The sequence below is a fragment of the Hydrogenophaga taeniospiralis genome (assembly GCF_020510445.1).
GTDB lineage: Bacteria > Pseudomonadota > Gammaproteobacteria > Burkholderiales > Burkholderiaceae_C > Hydrogenophaga.
Map to the genome: position 1 here is coordinate 1972262 of NZ_JAHBAG010000001.1, position 16993 is coordinate 1989254.

Annotated in this window: 13 protein-coding genes; 3 read left to right on the forward strand and 10 right to left on the reverse strand. The window is 66.9% G+C overall.

The genetic code is table 11. The features are described from left to right. Positions 1-9: 9 nt before the first annotated feature. Positions 10-2040 carry a 4-oxalomesaconate tautomerase gene (locus KIH07_RS09480; protein ID WP_226491734.1) on the forward strand — a complete coding sequence of 677 codons (2031 nt, stop codon included), beginning with the start codon at positions 10-12 and terminating at the stop codon, positions 2038-2040. 3 nt (positions 2041-2043) lie between these two features. Here KIH07_RS09480 and KIH07_RS09485 read toward each other — a convergent pair whose 3' ends face one another. After that, the gene (locus KIH07_RS09485; protein WP_226491735.1) at positions 2044-2976 is read right to left on the reverse strand and encodes a DMT family transporter; all 933 of its coding nucleotides are present in this window, start codon (positions 2974-2976) and stop codon (positions 2044-2046) included. A 118-nt stretch (positions 2977-3094) separates the two neighbouring features. Between KIH07_RS09485 and KIH07_RS09490 the strand changes: the two genes are divergently transcribed. Then, complete coding sequence (locus KIH07_RS09490) at positions 3095-4087, forward strand: quinone oxidoreductase family protein (RefSeq protein WP_226491736.1); 993 nt, start codon at positions 3095-3097, stop codon at positions 4085-4087. Positions 4088-4247: 160 nt separating this feature from the next. On the opposite strand, the gene KIH07_RS09495 is transcribed toward KIH07_RS09490, so the two are convergent. The 7 genes from KIH07_RS09495 to KIH07_RS09525 all read right to left on the reverse strand — a co-directional run bounded on the left by KIH07_RS09495 (position 4248) and on the right by KIH07_RS09525 (position 13474). Then, positions 4248-4787, reverse strand: a complete 540-nt coding sequence (locus KIH07_RS09495) for a porin family protein (protein WP_226491737.1) — start codon at positions 4785-4787, stop codon at positions 4248-4250. 202 nt (positions 4788-4989) lie between these two features. Further along, on the reverse strand, positions 4990-5622 hold the full coding sequence (locus KIH07_RS09500; protein WP_226491738.1) for a porin family protein: 633 nt from the start codon (positions 5620-5622) through the stop codon (positions 4990-4992). Between the two features lie 216 nt (positions 5623-5838). Then, a complete protein-coding gene (locus KIH07_RS09505; protein ID WP_226491739.1) occupies positions 5839-6990 on the reverse strand; it encodes an aminotransferase class V-fold PLP-dependent enzyme in 1152 nt (383 codons plus the stop codon). A gap of 85 nt (positions 6991-7075) precedes the next feature. Then, on the reverse strand, positions 7076-8734 hold the full coding sequence (locus KIH07_RS09510; protein WP_226491740.1) for a Na/Pi cotransporter family protein: 1659 nt from the start codon (positions 8732-8734) through the stop codon (positions 7076-7078). Positions 8735-8828: 94 nt separating this feature from the next. Continuing rightward, a complete protein-coding gene (gene lspA, locus KIH07_RS09515) occupies positions 8829-9338 on the reverse strand; it encodes a signal peptidase II (protein WP_226491741.1) in 510 nt (169 codons plus the stop codon). 1 nt (position 9339) lies between these two features. Beyond that, the gene (gene ileS / locus KIH07_RS09520) at positions 9340-12249 is read right to left on the reverse strand and encodes an isoleucine--tRNA ligase (RefSeq protein ID WP_226491742.1); all 2910 of its coding nucleotides are present in this window, start codon (positions 12247-12249) and stop codon (positions 9340-9342) included. A gap of 133 nt (positions 12250-12382) precedes the next feature. After that, the gene (locus KIH07_RS09525) at positions 12383-13474 is read right to left on the reverse strand and encodes a bifunctional riboflavin kinase/FAD synthetase (protein ID WP_226491743.1); all 1092 of its coding nucleotides are present in this window, start codon (positions 13472-13474) and stop codon (positions 12383-12385) included. 152 nt (positions 13475-13626) lie between these two features. Here KIH07_RS09525 and KIH07_RS09530 point away from each other — a divergent pair, with 152 nt between their 5' ends. After that, the gene (locus tag KIH07_RS09530) at positions 13627-14184 is read left to right on the forward strand and encodes an HNH endonuclease (RefSeq protein WP_226491744.1); all 558 of its coding nucleotides are present in this window, start codon (positions 13627-13629) and stop codon (positions 14182-14184) included. 353 nt (positions 14185-14537) lie between these two features. Here KIH07_RS09530 and KIH07_RS09535 read toward each other — a convergent pair whose 3' ends face one another. Both KIH07_RS09535 and KIH07_RS09540 read right to left on the reverse strand, forming a co-directional pair. Continuing rightward, complete coding sequence (locus tag KIH07_RS09535) at positions 14538-15653, reverse strand: acyl-CoA dehydrogenase family protein (RefSeq protein ID WP_226491745.1); 1116 nt, start codon at positions 15651-15653, stop codon at positions 14538-14540. Positions 15654-15753: 100 nt separating this feature from the next. Further along, entirely contained in the window at positions 15754-16935 is a 1182-nt protein-coding gene (locus KIH07_RS09540; protein ID WP_226491746.1) for an acyl-CoA dehydrogenase family protein, read from the reverse strand. Positions 16936-16993: the final 58 nt, after the last annotated feature.

Genomic DNA, 16993 nt, shown 5'->3' on the forward strand with positions numbered 1-16993 from the left:
GAGTGAGCCATGAAGCTGTCCATTCCCTGTGTTCTTATGCGTGCAGGCACTTCACGTGGCCCTTTCTTCCTGCGCGACTGGCTGCCCGAGGGTGACGAGGCGCGCGACCATGCGCTGATCGGCGCCATTGGTGCGTCGGACCCGCTGCAGCTCGACGGTCTGGGCGGCGGCAGCACGCTCAACAGCAAGGTGGCCATCGTGTCGCGCTCCACACGGACCGATTGTGATCTCGACTACCTGTTCGCCCAGGTGGGGGTGGGGCATCGGTCGGTGGACACCCGGCCCAACTGCGGCAACATGCTCGCGGGCGTGGCCCCGTTTGCGATCGAGCAAGGGCTGATCCCTGCGCAGGAGGGCACCACCACCGTGCGCATCCACAACGTCAACACCGGCTCGCAGATCGAGGTGACCGTGTGCACGCCTGGGGGCAAGGTGACCTACGAAGGCGATGCCCGCATCGACGGCGTGGCGGGCACCGCAGCGCCCGTGCTGCTGAACTTTCTGGATGCCTGGGGCGCGGTGACCGGACAGCTCTTTCCCACGGGACAGCGCATCGACATCATCGACGGCCTCGACGTGACCTGCATCGACGCGGCCATGCCGTTGATGATGCTGCGTGCCACCGACTTCGGGCTCACCGGTCGCGAGCGTCCAGCCGAGCTGGACGCCAATGCTGCGCTGCTGGCGCGCATCGAAGCGCTGCGGTTGCAGGCCGGACAGCGCATGGGTCTGGGCGATGTATCGGGCAGCGTGGTTCCCAAACCGGTGCTGGTCAGCGCCGGTGACGCACCCAACAGCATCACCTCGCGCTATTTCACGCCACACAAATGCCATGCCTCACACGCCGTCACCGGCGCCATTGGTGTGGCGACCGCCTTTGCCTTGCCCGGCACGGTGGCCAGCGGCGTGGCGCGGTCGCCCGGGCGCCATCCGTTGGTGGTGCTGCATCCCGCCGGACAGATCGATGTGGAGGTGGAAATCGATGGCTCGGGCGACGCCGCCACCGTGCAGAGCGCCGCCCTGGTTCGCACGGCGCGCAAGATCATGCAGGGCATGTTGCATCTGCCAGGTTATGTGTTTCCGCCCGCGCCGGAAGCGACCGACGCCGTGGCCGGTGTGATGGCACAGCGTCAGTTTCCGCAGCGCGAGGTGCACGTGATCGTGCCGACCAGTGCAGGCGGTGGCAACGACACCATGGCGCGAACCCTCATGCGCAAGCTCGGCCCCGTGCTCGGGCAGTCGATGGTGGTGGACAACCGTGCCGGTGCCAATGGCAGCATCGCCTGCGAGTACGTGGCCGCGGCCCAACCCGACGGTCACACGCTGATGTTTGGCTACATCGCCACACATGGCATCAACCCGGCGCTGCAAAAGCTGCGCTACGACCCAGTGGCCGACTTCGCGCCCATCGGTCTGATCGGCTATTCGCCCACGCTGCTCGTGGTCCCGGTCGCGTTGGGGGTGGACAGCGTGGCGGACCTGGTGCGTCTGCTGCGCGAGTCACCCGGGCGTATGAGCTATGCCTCGGCTGGTGAAGGCACGGTGCCGCATTTCGCCGCCGAACTGTTCCGCCTGCAGACCGGCTCCCAATTGCAGCGGGTGGACTTTTCCGGCGCCGCACCAGCCATTGCCGACGTGGCCAATGGCCTGGTGCAGGTGATGTTCCCCAGCTTGTTCACGGCCCAGCCCTATCTGCGCAGCGGGCGTCTGAAGGCGCTGGCGGTTGCCGGCCCGACACGCCTGCCCGCGCTGCCCGATGTGCCCACGCTGCAGGAAGCCGGTGTGTCGGGTGTCGAGATGACGCAGTGGTATGCCCTGTTTGCGCCGGCCAAGACACCGCCAGCGGTGGTGCGGCAGCTGAACACCGCGCTCAACGGCGTCTTGAAGGATCCCGAGATCGTGGCGCGCATGGAGGCCGACGGCGCCCGGGTGCAAACCTCCACACCAGGCCAGCTGCACGACCTGCTGATGGCCGAGGGCGAGCGCTGGCAGGGCGTGGTGCGCCAGGCGGGTCTTCGACCCGACCTCTCGTTCGACTGAACCTCAGCGTCGCGAAGAAACGAAAATCCCACCCACGATCAGCACGAAGCCGGCCGCGTGGTAGAGCTGTGGCAACTCGCCCAGCAGCGTGGCCGACATGAGCCCGGCAAACAACGGGGTGAGGTTGTTGAAGAAGCCGGCGATCGCCGGCCCCACGCGGGCCACGCCGGCGCCCCAGCAGCGGTAGGCCAGCAGCGAAGGCCCGATGGCCACGTAGGCCAGCGCGGCGGCCAGGGGCCAGCCCCAGGCGATGTGGGTGCTGCCCGCGGCGGCGGGCGGCAGGCTGAGCCATTCGCCGGTGGTCATGAGGCTGGACCAGCCCAGGCCAAACGCGATCTGCGCCAGCAGGAAGGCCGCCCAGTCGGCCTTGATGTGGGCCGGGTAGCCGCCTTCGGGTGGCCTCACCAGCAGCCAGCTGTACCAGGCCCAGGTGATGGAGGCGAGCACCATCCAGGCGTCGCCCGGCACGAACTGCACCGCCAGCAGCTGCGCCAGATCGCCCCGCGCGAGCACCACCGCCACGCCGGCCAGCGACAGCGTTGAGCCCAGCGCGGCACGGCGCGAAATGGGCACGCCATAGAGCAGCCGGCCCAGGATCAGCATCCAGACCGGGATGCTGGAGGCCACCAGGGTCACGTTCAGCGGGGTCGAGGTCTTGAGCGCCATGTACTGCAGCGCGTTGTACATGCCCACGCCCAGCAGGCCGAGCAGGGCGAAGCGCTTCTTGTGGGCCCACAGGCCGCTACCGGGCCGCAGCACCCAGCCGGCCAGCGGCAACAGCAGCGCACCAGCGAGCACCCAGCGCACGAAGTTGAAGGTGATGGGCGGAATGGCGCCCTGCATCATCCGGCCGACCACGGCGTTGCCGGCCCACAGCAGCGGCGGGATCAACAACAGGGCGATGGTGGACGGCGTGAGGCGGGCGGGTGCGGACATGCCGGCACTGTACCCATACGGGCATGCCCTGCGCTGGCGCGGGGCTGACGGCCTGCCTCACTGGCGACACGGTGGTTTCGTGGCAGCATGTGGGTCGTTCAGAACGAAGGAGATTCCCATGACCCAGACCAGCCGCGCCGTGCGCATCCACGCCAACGGCGGCCCCGAACAGCTTGTGATCGAAGCGCTGAGCGTGGGTGAACCCGGCCCGGGCGAGGTGCGCATCCGCCACCACGCGATCGGCCTGAACTTCATCGACGTCTACCAGCGCAGCGGCCTGTACCCCAACGCCATGCCCCTGTCGCTGGGCATGGAGGGCGCGGGCGTGATCGAGGCGGTGGGCGAAGGCGTGACGCACCTGAAGGTGGGCGACCGAGCCGCCTACGCCGCCAACCCGCCCGGCAGCTACTGCGACCTGCGCGTGATGCCGGCCATGAACGTGTGCCGGTTGCCCGATGCGATCGACTTCGAGACCGGCGCGGCCATGATGCTCAAGGGTCTGACCGCGATGTACCTGCTCAAGCGCTGCCCACCGGTGGAAGGGCTGCATCCGGGCGACTTCGTGCTGTTCCACGCCGCGGCCGGTGGTGTGGGGCTGATCGCCTGCCAGTGGGCCAAGGCCCTGGGCCTGCGCCTCATCGGCACCGCGGGTTCGGACGACAAATGCGCGCTGGCCCGGGAGCACGGCGCGGAATTCACCATCAATTACCGCAGCGAGGATTTCGCCGCGCGGGTGAAAGAGATCACCGGCGGCAAGGGCGTGAAGGTGGTCTACGACTCGGTGGGCAAGGACACCTTCGACAAGTCGCTCGACTGCCTGATGCCGTTTGGGTTGATGGTGAGCTTCGGCAACGCCAGCGGCCCGGTGGCGCCGTTCGCGCCCGGCATCCTTGGCGCCAAGGGGTCGCTGTACGTGACGCGCCAGACGCTCTTCACCCACATCACCAGCCGCGAGCGCACGCAGGCCATGGCCGACGAGCTGTTCGCGGTGGTGGCCAGCGGCGCCGTGAAGATCCGCATCGACCAGCGCTTTGCGCTGACCGACGTGCAGGCCGCGCACCGCAGCCTGGAGGCGCGGCAGACCACGGGCTGCACCATCCTGTTGCCGTAGTCGGGTTCGCCCGGTCGCCGTCAGCCACTCCGGTGGCGGGCCGCCTCGATCTTGTGAATCCACGCGGTCGTTCGCCCACAAAACAAAGCCCCCAGCAGGTGGGGGCTTTGTCGGTGCTTCAAGCCGCCTTGCGGGCGGGCTCAGCGTTGGGCCGGCGGACTCAGAACTTCATGCCGACGCCGATGTTGAGGCCGTCCACCTTGACGCCCTTGCGGTCGTAGTAGTTCATGTAGTCGGCGTTCAAGGAGGTGTTGCCGCCCAGCGCGAAGCTCATGCCCGCCCCGTAGGCGAAACTGCCTCCCGAGTCCGAAACGCTCAGGTTGCCCGAACGGGCGCTGACCTTGGTGCCGGCGACACCGGCCCGGGCGAACAGTTCCACGGACTCGCCCAGACGGATCTTGGGTTTGACGAAGGCGCCATACACGTGCTCAACCTTGCCCTTGACCGTGACCCCGCCGACGTTCACATCGTCGGAGCCCGCGCCCAGACCCAGCAAGCCTTCCACGGCCAGATTGGGGTTGAGCTCGTAGCCCGCGATGCCGCGGACCATGGAGGGGTTGACCTTGGCGGAGAAGCCGTCGTCCCGGTTGTCGAAATTGAGGCGGCTGTACCCCAGCTCTCCGTACGCTCCTTGTGCTTGGGCAGCGGTGGCGGTGAGCGCGACAGCGGCGATGGCGACAAATTTGCCGAGATGTTTCATGAAACCTCCAGTTCAGAATGGTGAAGAATGCCGCCCCCGTGAGGGCAACACTGTGCTGGAGTCCCTGGAGGAAAGCGTCGTTCCCGCTACATGGCGAAAGCAGGGGATACGTTTGTCTCATTCGGTAAGGCGTGCCGGCCCCACCGCTTGGAAAAAAAGAAAGCCACCCGAGGGTGGCCTGGTTGCCGGAGGTCAGCGGGTGTCAGAACTTCATGCCGGCGCCCAGCGTGAAACCGGTGTATTTCACACCGCTGCCGCTGTAGTAGGACATGTAGTCCGCGTTGATCGAGATCTTCCGGTGGTTGAACGAGGCCCAGTCGGTCAGGTAGCTGAAGCCCGCGCCATAGGACAGCCCGGCGCCGCCGTCGGTCCCGGTGTAGCCGCGGACGCTGGAGCTGGTGTTGACCAGGCCAAGGCGGCCAAACACCTCCATGTCGCCCAGCTGCAGCCGTGGTTTGGCATAGACGCCGATCATGGTGCCCGCGCTGACGTTGTAGGCCGAACCGAAGTAGCCGGTGGCGCTGCCACCGCGAAGACCCAGGCCCAGCATGGCTTCGGCGGCCAGTTGGGGGTGGTAGTCGTAGCCCACGATGCCGCGCAGCATGATGGGTTTGGCGGAAATGCCGTGGTTCGAGATCTTATAGCTCAGCAGGCTCAGGCCCAGCTCGCCGTACAGACCCTGGTTTTTCAGGCCTTGTGAGGCCAGGCCCTTGTCGAGCGCGCCCTCGGCCTTGGCCATGCCGCTGCTGGCTTTTTGCTTGACCACCTGGGCCTGGGCGCTGAGGCCCGTGAATGCCATGGTGGCGAACGTGATGAACGGAATCAGTTTTTTCATGAAAACTCCCTGGAACAAAACAGATGCGATACCCAGATCGGCACAACGGCCTGCGCTGGTGCGCAGGCCGTTGTGCTTCTTGAGTAATAAAAAAGGCGCAATTTTTAGAATTGCGCCGGGCATTATTGTAACTTTTGAATGCCTGATTTCACAGGCATGCTCCAAAGAGGAGTGGGCGAACCGCTGCGGCTCGGCAGCGTTCGCTCAAAGGGCCAGTCAGGCCGGCGTGGCCACCGGCTGTGGCGCCATGGTCCGCAGCGCGGCGTCCAGGTGGCTCAGCGTGCCGTTCACGTCGTGCCACTTGTCCAGGCCGAACAGGCCGATGCGGAAGCTGCGGAAGTCGGCCGGCTCGTCGCACTGCAGCGGCACGCCGGCGGCGGCCTGCAGACCCGCGGCGAGGAATTTCTTGCTCGACTGGATATCGGGGTCGGTGGTGTGGCTCACCACCACGCCCGGCGCCTGGAAGCCTTTGGCCGCGACGCTGGGGAAGCCGCTTTTTTCCAGCAAGGCACGCACGGCGCGGCCCAGGGCAAGCTGCTCGTCGCGTACCTTGGCAAAGCCGTAGGCCTCGGTTTCCCGCATGGTGTCGCGCAGCCGCAGCAGGGCGTCGGTCGGCAGCGTGGAGTGGTAGGCGTGGCCGCCGCCTTCGTAGGTTTCCATGATCTGCAGCCACTTCTTCAGGTCCATCGCGAAGGTGGTGCTCTGGGTGGTGTCGATCGCTTTACGCGCGCGTTCGCTCAGCATCACCATCGCGCAGCAGGGCGAGCTGCTCCAGCCTTTCTGCGGCGCCGAGATCAGGATGTCCACGCCGGTCGCCTTCATGTCCACCCACATCGCGCCCGAGGCGATGCAGTCCAGCACGAACAGGCCACCCACGGCGTGCACCGCGTCGGCAACGGCCTTGAGGTAGTCGTCGGGCAGCATCATGCCGGCGGCGGTTTCCACGTGGGGTGCGAACACCAGGGCGGGTTTTTCTGCCGCGATGGCGGCGGTCACTTCGTCGATCGGCGCGGGCGCCCAGGCGGCCTGCGGGCCATCGGCGATGCGGCGGGCCTTCATCACGGTGTGGCTGGCGGGGATGGACCCCATGTCGAAGATCTGCGTCCAGCGGTAGCTGAACCAGCCGTTGCGGATCACCATGACGTGTTTGCCGTGCGCGAACTGGCGTGCCACCGACTCCATGCCGAAAGTGCCGCTGCCGGGCACCAGCACGGCCGAATGCGCACCGTAGACGCGCTTGAGCATGGCCGAGATGTCGGTCATCACGCCCTGAAAGCGCTTGGACATGTGGTTGAGCGCGCGGTCGGTGTAGACCACCGAAAATTCGAGCAGGCCGTCGGGGTCGATGTGGGGCAGCAGTCCGGGCATGGGTGTCTCCTGGGGCGGGTCGCAAACGGTTTGCCAGCGTAGCACAGGGGTCGTGCCGCTGCGGTGCCACCACCCGGGGCCTTGCTCAGTGCCGCTCTGGCGCTGGTGGCGACGCGCGCAGCCGGCTGGGCGCGAGCACGCCGGCGCTGTCGAGGATGGGGTAGGCGATGGAGCAGATGTGGGAGTTGATGCGCTTGAGGTCGCTGATCATGTCCAGGTGCAGCGCGCTGGTGTCCATGCTCAGCATGCTCATGCCCGAGAGGCGCTGCAGGTGGGCGGCGGCGTACTCGCGCTCCAGGTCGCGAAAGCGCACCTTCTCTTCCAGCAGCCGCTGGGCATCGCGCACGTTGCCATTGAGAAACACGCTCATGCCCAGGCGCAGGTTGTCCAGCAGGCGCGCATGCAGTTCGACGATCTCGGCCATGCCCGCTTCGGAGAACTCGCGACCCTTGCGGATCTTCTTCTCCTCGATGTCGAGCAGTACCCGCTCGACCGTGTCGCCGATCTGCTCCATGTTGATGGTGAAGCTGATGATGTCGGTCCAGCGCCGGCTCTCTTCCTCGCTGAGCTGCTGGCGCGAGATCTTGGTCAGGTAGTACTTGATGGCGGAATACAGGCTGTCGACGGTGTCGTCCAGCTTGCGCAGGTCCTGGGCCAGCTTGAGGTCGTTGTTCCGGATCACGGTGACCACGCCACGCAACATGGTTTCGACCACGTCGGCCTGGTGCAGCGCCTCGCGCGCGGCGCACGAGATGGCCAACGACGGCGTGGCCAGCGCCGAGGGGTCGAGGTGGTTGGGCCGGTCCAGCGGGCCGTTGCCGTCCTGCAGTGGCAGCAGCCTTTCCACCAGCCGGGCCACCGGGTGGGTCAGGCCGATGAAGATCAGGCCCACCATGAGGTTGAAGCTCAGGTGGAACAGCACCGTGAGCGTGGCCGGGTCCTGCACCAGGGGTTGCACCCCCTGGAGCCAGAGTGGAATCAGCCAGGGCGCGATGGCCACGCCGAGCAGCTTGAACAGCAGGTTGCCCAAGGGCACCTGCCGGGTGCGGATGCCCGATCGGGCGGTGGTGACCACGGCCATCAGGCCGCTGCCCAGGTTGGCCCCCAGCACCAGGCCGAGTGCCACGTCCAGCCCCACCACCTGCAGCGCCAGGGTGGCGGCGAGCAGGACCACGGCCAGGCTGGAGTAGGCCAGCACCGCCAGCGTGGCGCCCACCAGGATCTCCAGCATGCGGTCGCTGCTGAGCGATTCCAGCATCAGCTGCACCGCCGGGTTCTGCGTCAGCAGGTTGGTGGAACCGGTCACCAGTTGCAGCGCCAGCAGCATCAGGCCCAGGCCGATGAGGATGCGCCCGACGTCGCCGGGCACGGAGCCCTGGCGCGAGATGAACAGCGCCACGCCGGTGAAGATGCACAGCGGCGAGAGCCAGGACAGGTCGAAGGAAAACACCACCGCCATCACGCTGGTGCCGATGTCCGCGCCCAGCATCACGGCCAGGGCGGCGGGCAGCGCGATCAGGCCCCGGCCCACGAAGGAGCCGGTGATCAGGGCGGTGGCGGTGCTGGACTGCACCAGGGCTGTGACCGCCAGGCCGGAGAGCGCGGCCGAGAAGCGGTTGCCCATGCTGGTGGCGAGCATCTGGCGCAGGTTGCTGCCGAAGACGCGCAGCACCCCGGTGCGCACCAGGTGCGTACCCCACACCAGCAAGGCCACGGCGGCCAGAAGATCCAGCAGATGTCTCATGAACCTCAAAACTATACGCGCCCGCCTGGCCGGGCGGCGGCGCGCGGCGGACCGGCCACACGGCCGGACACGCCGCGCGTCCGTTGCGACGGGCTCAGCGGCCGCGCCGCACGCGCAGGATCTCGTCGAGGATCAGACCCACGGCGCCGATGGTGATGCCCGCGTCGGCGATGTTGAAGGCCGGGAAATGTCCGCCGGGGAAGATGCCGGCCAGGAATCCCCAGTGGAAGTCCAGGAAGTCCACCACATAGCCGTGCAACAGGCGGTCGATCACGTTGCCGACGGCGCCACCCAGGATGCAGGCCAGCGCAAACGCGAACAGCTTCTGGCCCGGGTACGAACGCAGCATCCAGACGATGAACGCGGCCGCGGCCACACCGATGCCGGTGAAGAACCAGCGCTGCCAGCCACCGGCGTTGGAGAGGAAGTTGAAGGCCGCGCCGGTGTTGTGCGCTCGGATCACGTTGAAGAAGTCGGTGACGGTGGTGCTGTCGCCGAGCCGATAGTTGCCCAGGATCAGGGTCTTGGTGAACTGGTCCAGCAGCACGATGGCGACCGCCAGACCCAGCCAGGGCCACACGCTTGCGTTGCCTGTTTTCGCCATCTCAGGCCACCTCACGGGTTTCGCCGGCGCCCGTGCCCGCGGCTTCGGCCAGGTTGCTCACGCAGCGACCGCAGAGGCTGGGGTGGGCCGCATCGGCGCCCACGTCGTCGCGGTAGTGCCAGCAGCGCTCGCATTTCTGCGCTGCGCTGGGGGCCACCGTCACCTGCAGTTCGGCGCCGTCCAGCACCGTGGCGGCGGACGTGATGGTGACGAACTTCAGATCGTCACCCAGCGAGCGCAGCAGGGCCGCATCGTCGGCGCCCGCGGTGATCACCAGCGTGGCCTGCAGCGAGGCGCCCACGGCACCCGCGGTGCGCACGGCTTCGATTTCCTTGTTGGCCACGTCGCGGATCGCGCGCAGGCGGTTCCACTTCGCCAGCAGGGCTTCGTTGGCCGAGGGCAGCGGCGAGTAGGTCTCGAAGAAGATCGAACCCTGGTTCTTGTCACCCGCGAAATGGCCCCAGGCCTCTTCGGCGGTGAAGCTCAGGAACGGCGCCATCCAGCGCAGCATGGCGTCGGTGATCTGGTGCAGCGCGGTCTGGGCCGAGCGGCGTGCCAGGCTCTTGGGCGCCGTGGTGTACAGCCGGTCCTTGAGCACGTCGAGGTAGAACGCGCCCAGGTCTTCCGAGCAGTACACCTGCAGCTTGCTCACCACCGGGTGGAATTCGTACACATCGAAGTGCGCGAGGATCTGGGCCTGCAGCTCGCTGGCGCGGGCCAGGGCGTAGCGGTCGATCTCCAGCATCTGTTCCAGCGGCACGGCGTCGGTGGCGGGGTCGAAGTCCACCGTGTTGGCCATCAGGAAGCGCAGCGTGTTGCGGATGCGGCGGTAGGCGTCGACCACGCGGGCGAGGATCTTGTCGTCGATGTTGAGGTCGCCCGAGTAGTCGGTGCTGGCCACCCACAGGCGCACGATTTCGGCGCCGAGCTTGCTCGTCACCGACTGCGGCTCCACCGTGTTGCCCAGGCTCTTGCTCATCTTGCGGCCCTGGCCGTCGGTGGCGAAGCCGTGGGTCAGCAGGCCCTTGTAGGGCGCGCGGTCGTAGAGCGCGCAGCCCAGCAGCAGCGAGCTGTGGAACCAGCCGCGGTGCTGGTCGTGGCCTTCGAGGTACAGGTCGGCCTCGGGGCCTTGTGCGTGGCTGGCGCCATTGGGGTAGGCATGCGCGTGGCTGCCGCGGAGCACGTGCCAGAAGGTGGAGCCGGAGTCGAACCACACTTCCAGGATGTCGGTGCTCTTGGTGTAGTGCGGAGCGTCTTCGGTACCCAGGATCTCTTCGGCCGTCACGCGGCTCCAGGCCTCGATGCCGCCCTTTTCCACGATGTCGGCCGCCTGGTCCAGGATCTCCATCGTCCGCGGGTGCAGCTCACCCGAATTCTTGTGCAGGAAGAACGGCACGGGCACACCCCAGCTGCGCTGGCGCGAGATGCACCAGTCGGGCCGGTTGGCGATCATGTCGCGCAGGCGGGTCTTGCCGTTTTCGGGATAGAAGCTGGTGTGGTCGATCGCGTCCAGCGCGAGCTGGCGCAGGGTCTTGGGCGCCTTGTCCTTCGTGAACACGCCGTCGCCTTCGTCCATGCGCACGAACCACTGCGCGGCGGCGCGGTAGATCACCGGCGTCTTGTGGCGCCAGCAGTGCGGGTAGCTGTGGGTGATCTTCTGCGTGGCCATCAGGCGGCCGGCGTTCTTCAGCGCTTCGAGGATGACCGGCACGGCCTTCCAGATGTGCAGGCCACCGAACAGCGGGAAGTCGGCCGCGTAGGCGCCGTTGCCCTGCACGGGGTTCAGGATGTCGTCGTACGCCAGGCCGTTGGCCACGCAGGAGTTGAAGTCGTCCACGCCGTAGGCGGGCGCCGAGTGCACGATGCCGGTGCCGTCGCTGTCGCTCACGTAGTCGGCCACATAGACCGGCGAGAGGCGGCGGTAGCCCGCGTCCACGTCGTACAGCGGGTGGCGGAAGTTCAGGCCGCCGAGCTGGTCGCCTTTTGCCGTGGCGAGCACGGAGCCTTGCAGGCCGAAGCGTTCCAGGCAGTTGTCCACCAGCGTTTCGGCCAGCACCAGGCAGCCCATGGGCGTGTCCACCAGCGCGTAGGTGAGTTCGGGGTGGGCGTTGAGCGCCTGGTTGGCGGGAATCGTCCAGGCGGTGGTGGTCCAGATCACCACGAAGGCACTTTTGCCGGCGGGCAGCGCGGACAGGCCGAAGGCGGCGGCCAGCTTCGTGGCGTCATCGGTCTCGAACGCCACGTCCAGCGTGTCGCTCTGCTTGTCGGCGTATTCGATCTCGAACTCGGCCAGCGAACTGCCACAGTCGAAACACCAGTACACGGGCTTGAGGCCCCGGTAGACGAAGCCGCGCTCGATGACGCGCTTGAAGGCGCGGATCTCGCCCGCCTCGTTGGCCGGGTCCATGGTGCGGTAGGGGCGCTCCCAGTCGCCGAGCACGCCCAGGCGCTTGAAGTCTTCGCGCTGCTGATCGATCTGCTCGGTCGCGAAGGCGCGGCTCTTGGCCTGCATGTCGTCGCGGCCGAGGTTGCGGCCGTGCAGCTTTTCGATCGCGTTCTCGATCGGCAGGCCGTGGCAGTCCCAGCCCGGGATGTACTGCGCGTCAAAGCCGGCCAGCTGGCGCGACTTGACGATCATGTCTTTCAGCACCTTGTTCAGCGCATGGCCGATGTGCAGCTTGCCGTTGGCGTAGGGCGGACCATCGTGCAGCACGAACAGCGGGGCGCCTTGGCGCGCATCGCGCAGGCGCTTGTACAGGCCTCCCTCGTTCCATGCCCCGACCCAGGCCGGCTCGCGCTTGGGCAGGTCGCCGCGCATCGGGAACGGCGTGTCGGGCATGTTCAGCGTGGCGCGGTAGGCGCTGGCTTCGGGCTTGGCCTCGTTTTTCGGGGCGACGGGCTTCTCAGACATGGTGGTTCGACTTTCGAATTCGGGATCGGCGAGGGCAGGCTCGTTGGTGCGACAGGGTGCACGGGAATGGGGCGGGTCGCCCCGAGCCTGTCAGAGGGCGCGCGGCCCGGGGCTCGTCGCCCCGGCTGCGGCGTTAAATTCGATCGCGGGTGGTCTGGCGGTGCGTCTGCACGTACGCTTGGTTCGGCAGGGACGCAAAAAAAGCACGTGCATCGTCGCAGTCCCTGGCGATGCCCCGGGTCAGGGCGTCCAGACTGTCGTACTTCAACTCGTCGTGCAGTTTGTGCAGCAGTTCCACGCGGATGATTTTACCGTAGGCCTCCCCGCCGGGCAGGCTGGCGACCAGCGCCTCGGGCCATTCCAGGCAGTGCGTTTCCAGCAGCACCCGCCCGCCATTGGCGTCGTTCGGGTCCAGTGAGGGGCGTACCCCCAGGTTGGCGACGCCGGACAGAGGGGGGGAGTCCGCCTCGGGACCCAGGCCGTGCACATGCACCGCGAAAATGCCGCTGGCCGCCGGCTTCCAGTGCGCAAAGCGCAGGTTGAGCGTGCGAAAACCGTCGCCGCGTCCCGGGCTGCTTTCGGCCAGCTGGCGCCCGAGCTTGCGACCATGCACCACGTGGCCGCTGATGCTGAACGGTCGCCCCAGCAAGGCGGCCACACGGTCCATGTCGCCCGCGGCCAGCGCTTCGCGCACGGCCGAACTGGACACCCGCACGCCATGGACCTCGTAGCTCTGCATGCGCGCCACGTCAAAACCGAGCGATGCGCCGGCGGCATCCAGCATGGCGTAGTCGCCCGCGCGCTGGGCGCCGAAACGGAAGTCGTCGCCCACCAGCACGTACTTGACGCCCAGCGCGCGCACCAGCGTGTCTTCGATGAAAGCCTGTGGGGCCTGCGAGGCCAGCCGGGCGTTGAACGGCAGCACCACACAGCGGTCGACGCCGCAGCGGGCCAGTTCCTCGAGCTTGTCGCGCAGGGTGGCGATGCGCGCGGGGGCCAGATCGGGCTTGTGGTGCACGGCGGCGAAATAGTCGCGCGGGTGCGGCTCGAAGGTCATGACGCAGCTGGGCACGCCGCGGTGCCGGGCCTCGTTGTTCAGCAGGGCCAGCATGGCCTGGTGGCCTCGGTGCACCCCGTCAAAGTTGCCGATGGTCAGGGCGCAGCCCGCGATGGCCTCGTGGCGCAGGGCATGTTGCAGGTTCCAGAGGCCACGGATGATTTTCATGGGCGATGTCGGTCCACTCCCGGGAGTTGGACGCGGTTCAGGTGCTTGTCACAGAAGCACTGTATATTGACACACGTGCGGAACGCGACTCTGCGGTGGCGCCCCGCTCTGAAGACAGATTGTCCGGTTGTTTGTCAACATGGAGGTGGGTCTTGAAGGTCTTGAAGCTGTCTGCGCAGGGACTGCCCCAGTCCTGGATCAGCCTCGAAGAAGCCGTGCTGCATTACGCGGCGGATGAAGTGCGCTGGGAAATGGGCGCCGAGGTGGCGGTGTTTCACGGTGGACACAACGCGATCTCGGGTCGCCAGTCCATCATCGCCGTCAACTCCATCATCGGCACCCAGGGCGTTCCACGCATCAACCCCTTTGACCTGCGACCCACGCTCACCAACAGCAAACTGTTTGCGCGCGATCGCTGTCTGTGCGGCTACTGCGGCGGGCACTTCCACGAAGAAGAGCTGACGCGCGAGCACATCATTCCCTTGGGGCAGAACGGACGCGATCTGTGGATGAACGTGGTGACGGCCTGCCGCTCGTGCAACCACCGCAAGGGCAACCGCACGCCCGAGCAGGCCAACATGCCGCTGCTGTACGCGCCCTATGTGCCCAGCCTGTGGGAAGACTTCATCCTGCGCAACCGCCGCATCCTGGCGGACCAGATGGAGTTCCTGATGGCGCACCTGCCGAAGACATCCCGTCTTCACGCCTGACTCGGTTGTGCTTGCTTGTGCTTCTTCAATGGCCTGAGGGCGCTGGATGAGTAACTCCGCTCATGTCCCCCGCCAAGGGCTTCGCCCTTGTCTCCTCCTTTACTTCGCTGCGTCACTCACCCAGCGCCCTCAGGCCGCGACCGCCCGGGCGTGCCAGCGGTGGAGTGCCAATACATCGGCAGATCGGTGAGGCGTCGGGTCTTGCGCAGCGAAGTAAAGGAGGAGGTGCCGCGAAGCGGCGCCGGGGGACATGAGCGGAGTAAGGCCTGGCGCCTCATCGATCCCGCGACACCATTGAGCGAAAAGAAAAAGCCCCGCAAAGCGGGGCTTCAGGATCGTTGCCAACAGAAGACTCAGGCAAACACCCCTGCCGTGTCTTCCATGCGCGCCGACACCTCCCCCAGGTGGTGGAGGGTGTCGCCCCAGCTGATTTCCAGCTGGGTCAGTTTCTTGAAATAGTGGCTCACGATGTATTCGTCGGTCACGCCGATGCCGCCGTGCAGCTGCACCGCCTGCTGGCCGACGAAGCGCATGCTCTGGCCCAGTTGCACCTTGGCGCGCGCCATGGCGGTGCGGCGTTCGTTTGCCGGGGCGTTGAGTTTCAGACTGGCGTAGTAGCTCATGGAGCGGGCCAGTTCCAGCTGCATCTTCATGTCGGCCACGCGGTGGCGCAGGGCCTGGAAACTGGCGATCGCCACGCCGAATTGTTTGCGTGTGTTCAGGTACTCGACCGTGATCGCCAGGGTCTTGTCCATCACGCCCACGGCTTCGGCGCAGGCCGCGGCGATGCCGATGTCCACCGCGTGTTCCAGGGCCGCCAGCCCGTCGGTGGTGATCAGCCGGGCTGGTGCGTTCTGGAACACCACTTCGGCGGCGCGCCCGCCGTCTTGCGTGGCGTAGCCGCTGGCGCTGACGCCCCCGGCCGTGTGCGCCACGAGGAACAGGGCCAGCCGCCCGCCCGCCATGGCCGGGACGATGTAGGCGTCGGCCAAGTCACCCGCGGCCACGATGCTCTTGGTGCCGGACAGCGCCCAGGTGCCGCCCGCTTCGGTGGCGCTCGCCGCGCACACGTCCAGGCGGTAGCGCGCCCCGCGTTCCTGGTAGGCCAGGGTCACCAGGGTTTCGCCCGAGGCCACGCCGGGCAACCATTCGGTTTTCAAGGCCGCGGGCCCGTAGCCCGCCAGCACGGCGCCAGCGATCAGTGCCTGCGCCAGGGGTTCGAGCACGATGCCGCGCCCGAGTTCTTCCATGACCACCATGCCTTCGACGGGGCCCATGCCCATGCCGCCATCGACCTCCGGGACGTACAGGCCGGTCAGGCCCAGATCGGCCAGCTCACCGTAGGCCGCGCGGTTGAACCCGCCCGTGGCCACGATGCCCCGGCGGCGCTCGAAGTCGTAACCCTTGTCCACCCATTTGCGCACGGCGTCGCGCAGCTGTTCCTGGTCGTCGGAAAAATCGAAATCCATGTGGTTCTCCTAAGGTCCGTTCGCCCTGAGCTTGTCGACGGGCTCGTGCCATGTTCGTGTGAGGGCTTCGACAGGCTCAGCCCGAACGGTGAGTGGGTGTTCAGCCCAGAACGGTCTGTGCCACGATGTTGCGCTGCACTTCGTTGGAACCGCCGTAGATCGTGGTCTTGCGCAGGTTGAAGTAGGTCGATGCCAGCGGGGCGTTGCCCACCTCGCCGCCGGGGTAGTCGCCTTGCCAGCCGGCTTCCATGGCCTCTTCGATGAAGGGGAGCGCAAACGGGCCGGCGGCCAGCATCATCAGCTCGGCGTAGCGCTGCTGGATTTCACTGCCCTTGATCTTGAGCAGGCCGGCGATGTCCAGCGAGTTCTTGCCCGACTTCTCGGCCGAGAGCACGCGCAGCACCAGCATCTCCAGTGCCACCACGTCCACCTCCAGCAGCGCGATCTGGTCGCGGAAGCGTTGGTCGTCCCAGACCCCTTCGGCCTTGGCGATGCGCTTCAGGCGCTCCAGCTCGCGCTTGGCGCGGTTCACGTCGGCGATGTTGGTGCGCTCGTGGCTGAGCAGGTGCTTGGCATAGGTCCAGCCCTTGTTCTCTTCGCCGATCAGGTTTTCGGCGGGCACCTTGACGTTGTCGAAGAAGACCTCGTTGACCTCGCATTCGCCGTCGAGCAGTTTGATCGGGCGCACGCTCACGCCGGGCGATGTCATGTCGATCAGCAGGAAGCTGATGCCGGTCTGCGGCTTGCCTTCGGTGGATGTGCGCACCAGGCAGAAGATCCATTCGCCGTACTGGCCCAGCGTGGTCCAGGTCTTCTGGCCGTTGACGAGGTAATGGTCACCTTGGCGCTCGGCGCGGGTCTTGACCGAGGCCAGGTCCGAGCCCGAGCCCGGTTCGCTGTAGCCCTGGCTCCACCACACGTCGCCGCTGGCGATGCCGGGCAGGAAACGTTCCTGCTGCTGCCGGTTGCCGAAGGCCATGATCACCGGCGCCACCATCACGGGGCCGAAGGGCACGATGCGCGGCGCGCCGGCCAGTGCGCATTCCTCTTCAAACAGGTGTTTCTGCACGGCGGTCCAGCCCGGGCCGCCGAACTGCTGGGGCCAGCCGTAGCCCAGCCAGCCCTTTTTGCCGAGGATTTTGGCCCAGCGCTGCATGTCGTCCCGCGACAGGCGCAGCGCGTTGTGGACCTTGTGGGCGATGTCGGCGGGCAGGTTGTCCTTGACCCAGGCGCGAATCGTTTCGCGAAACGCCTGTTCTTCGGGCGTGAATGCCAAATCCATGTGTGTCTCCTGGTGCGGTTCGCCCGGGCATCGCATGGGGGAGCCCGAAGCAGCTCCG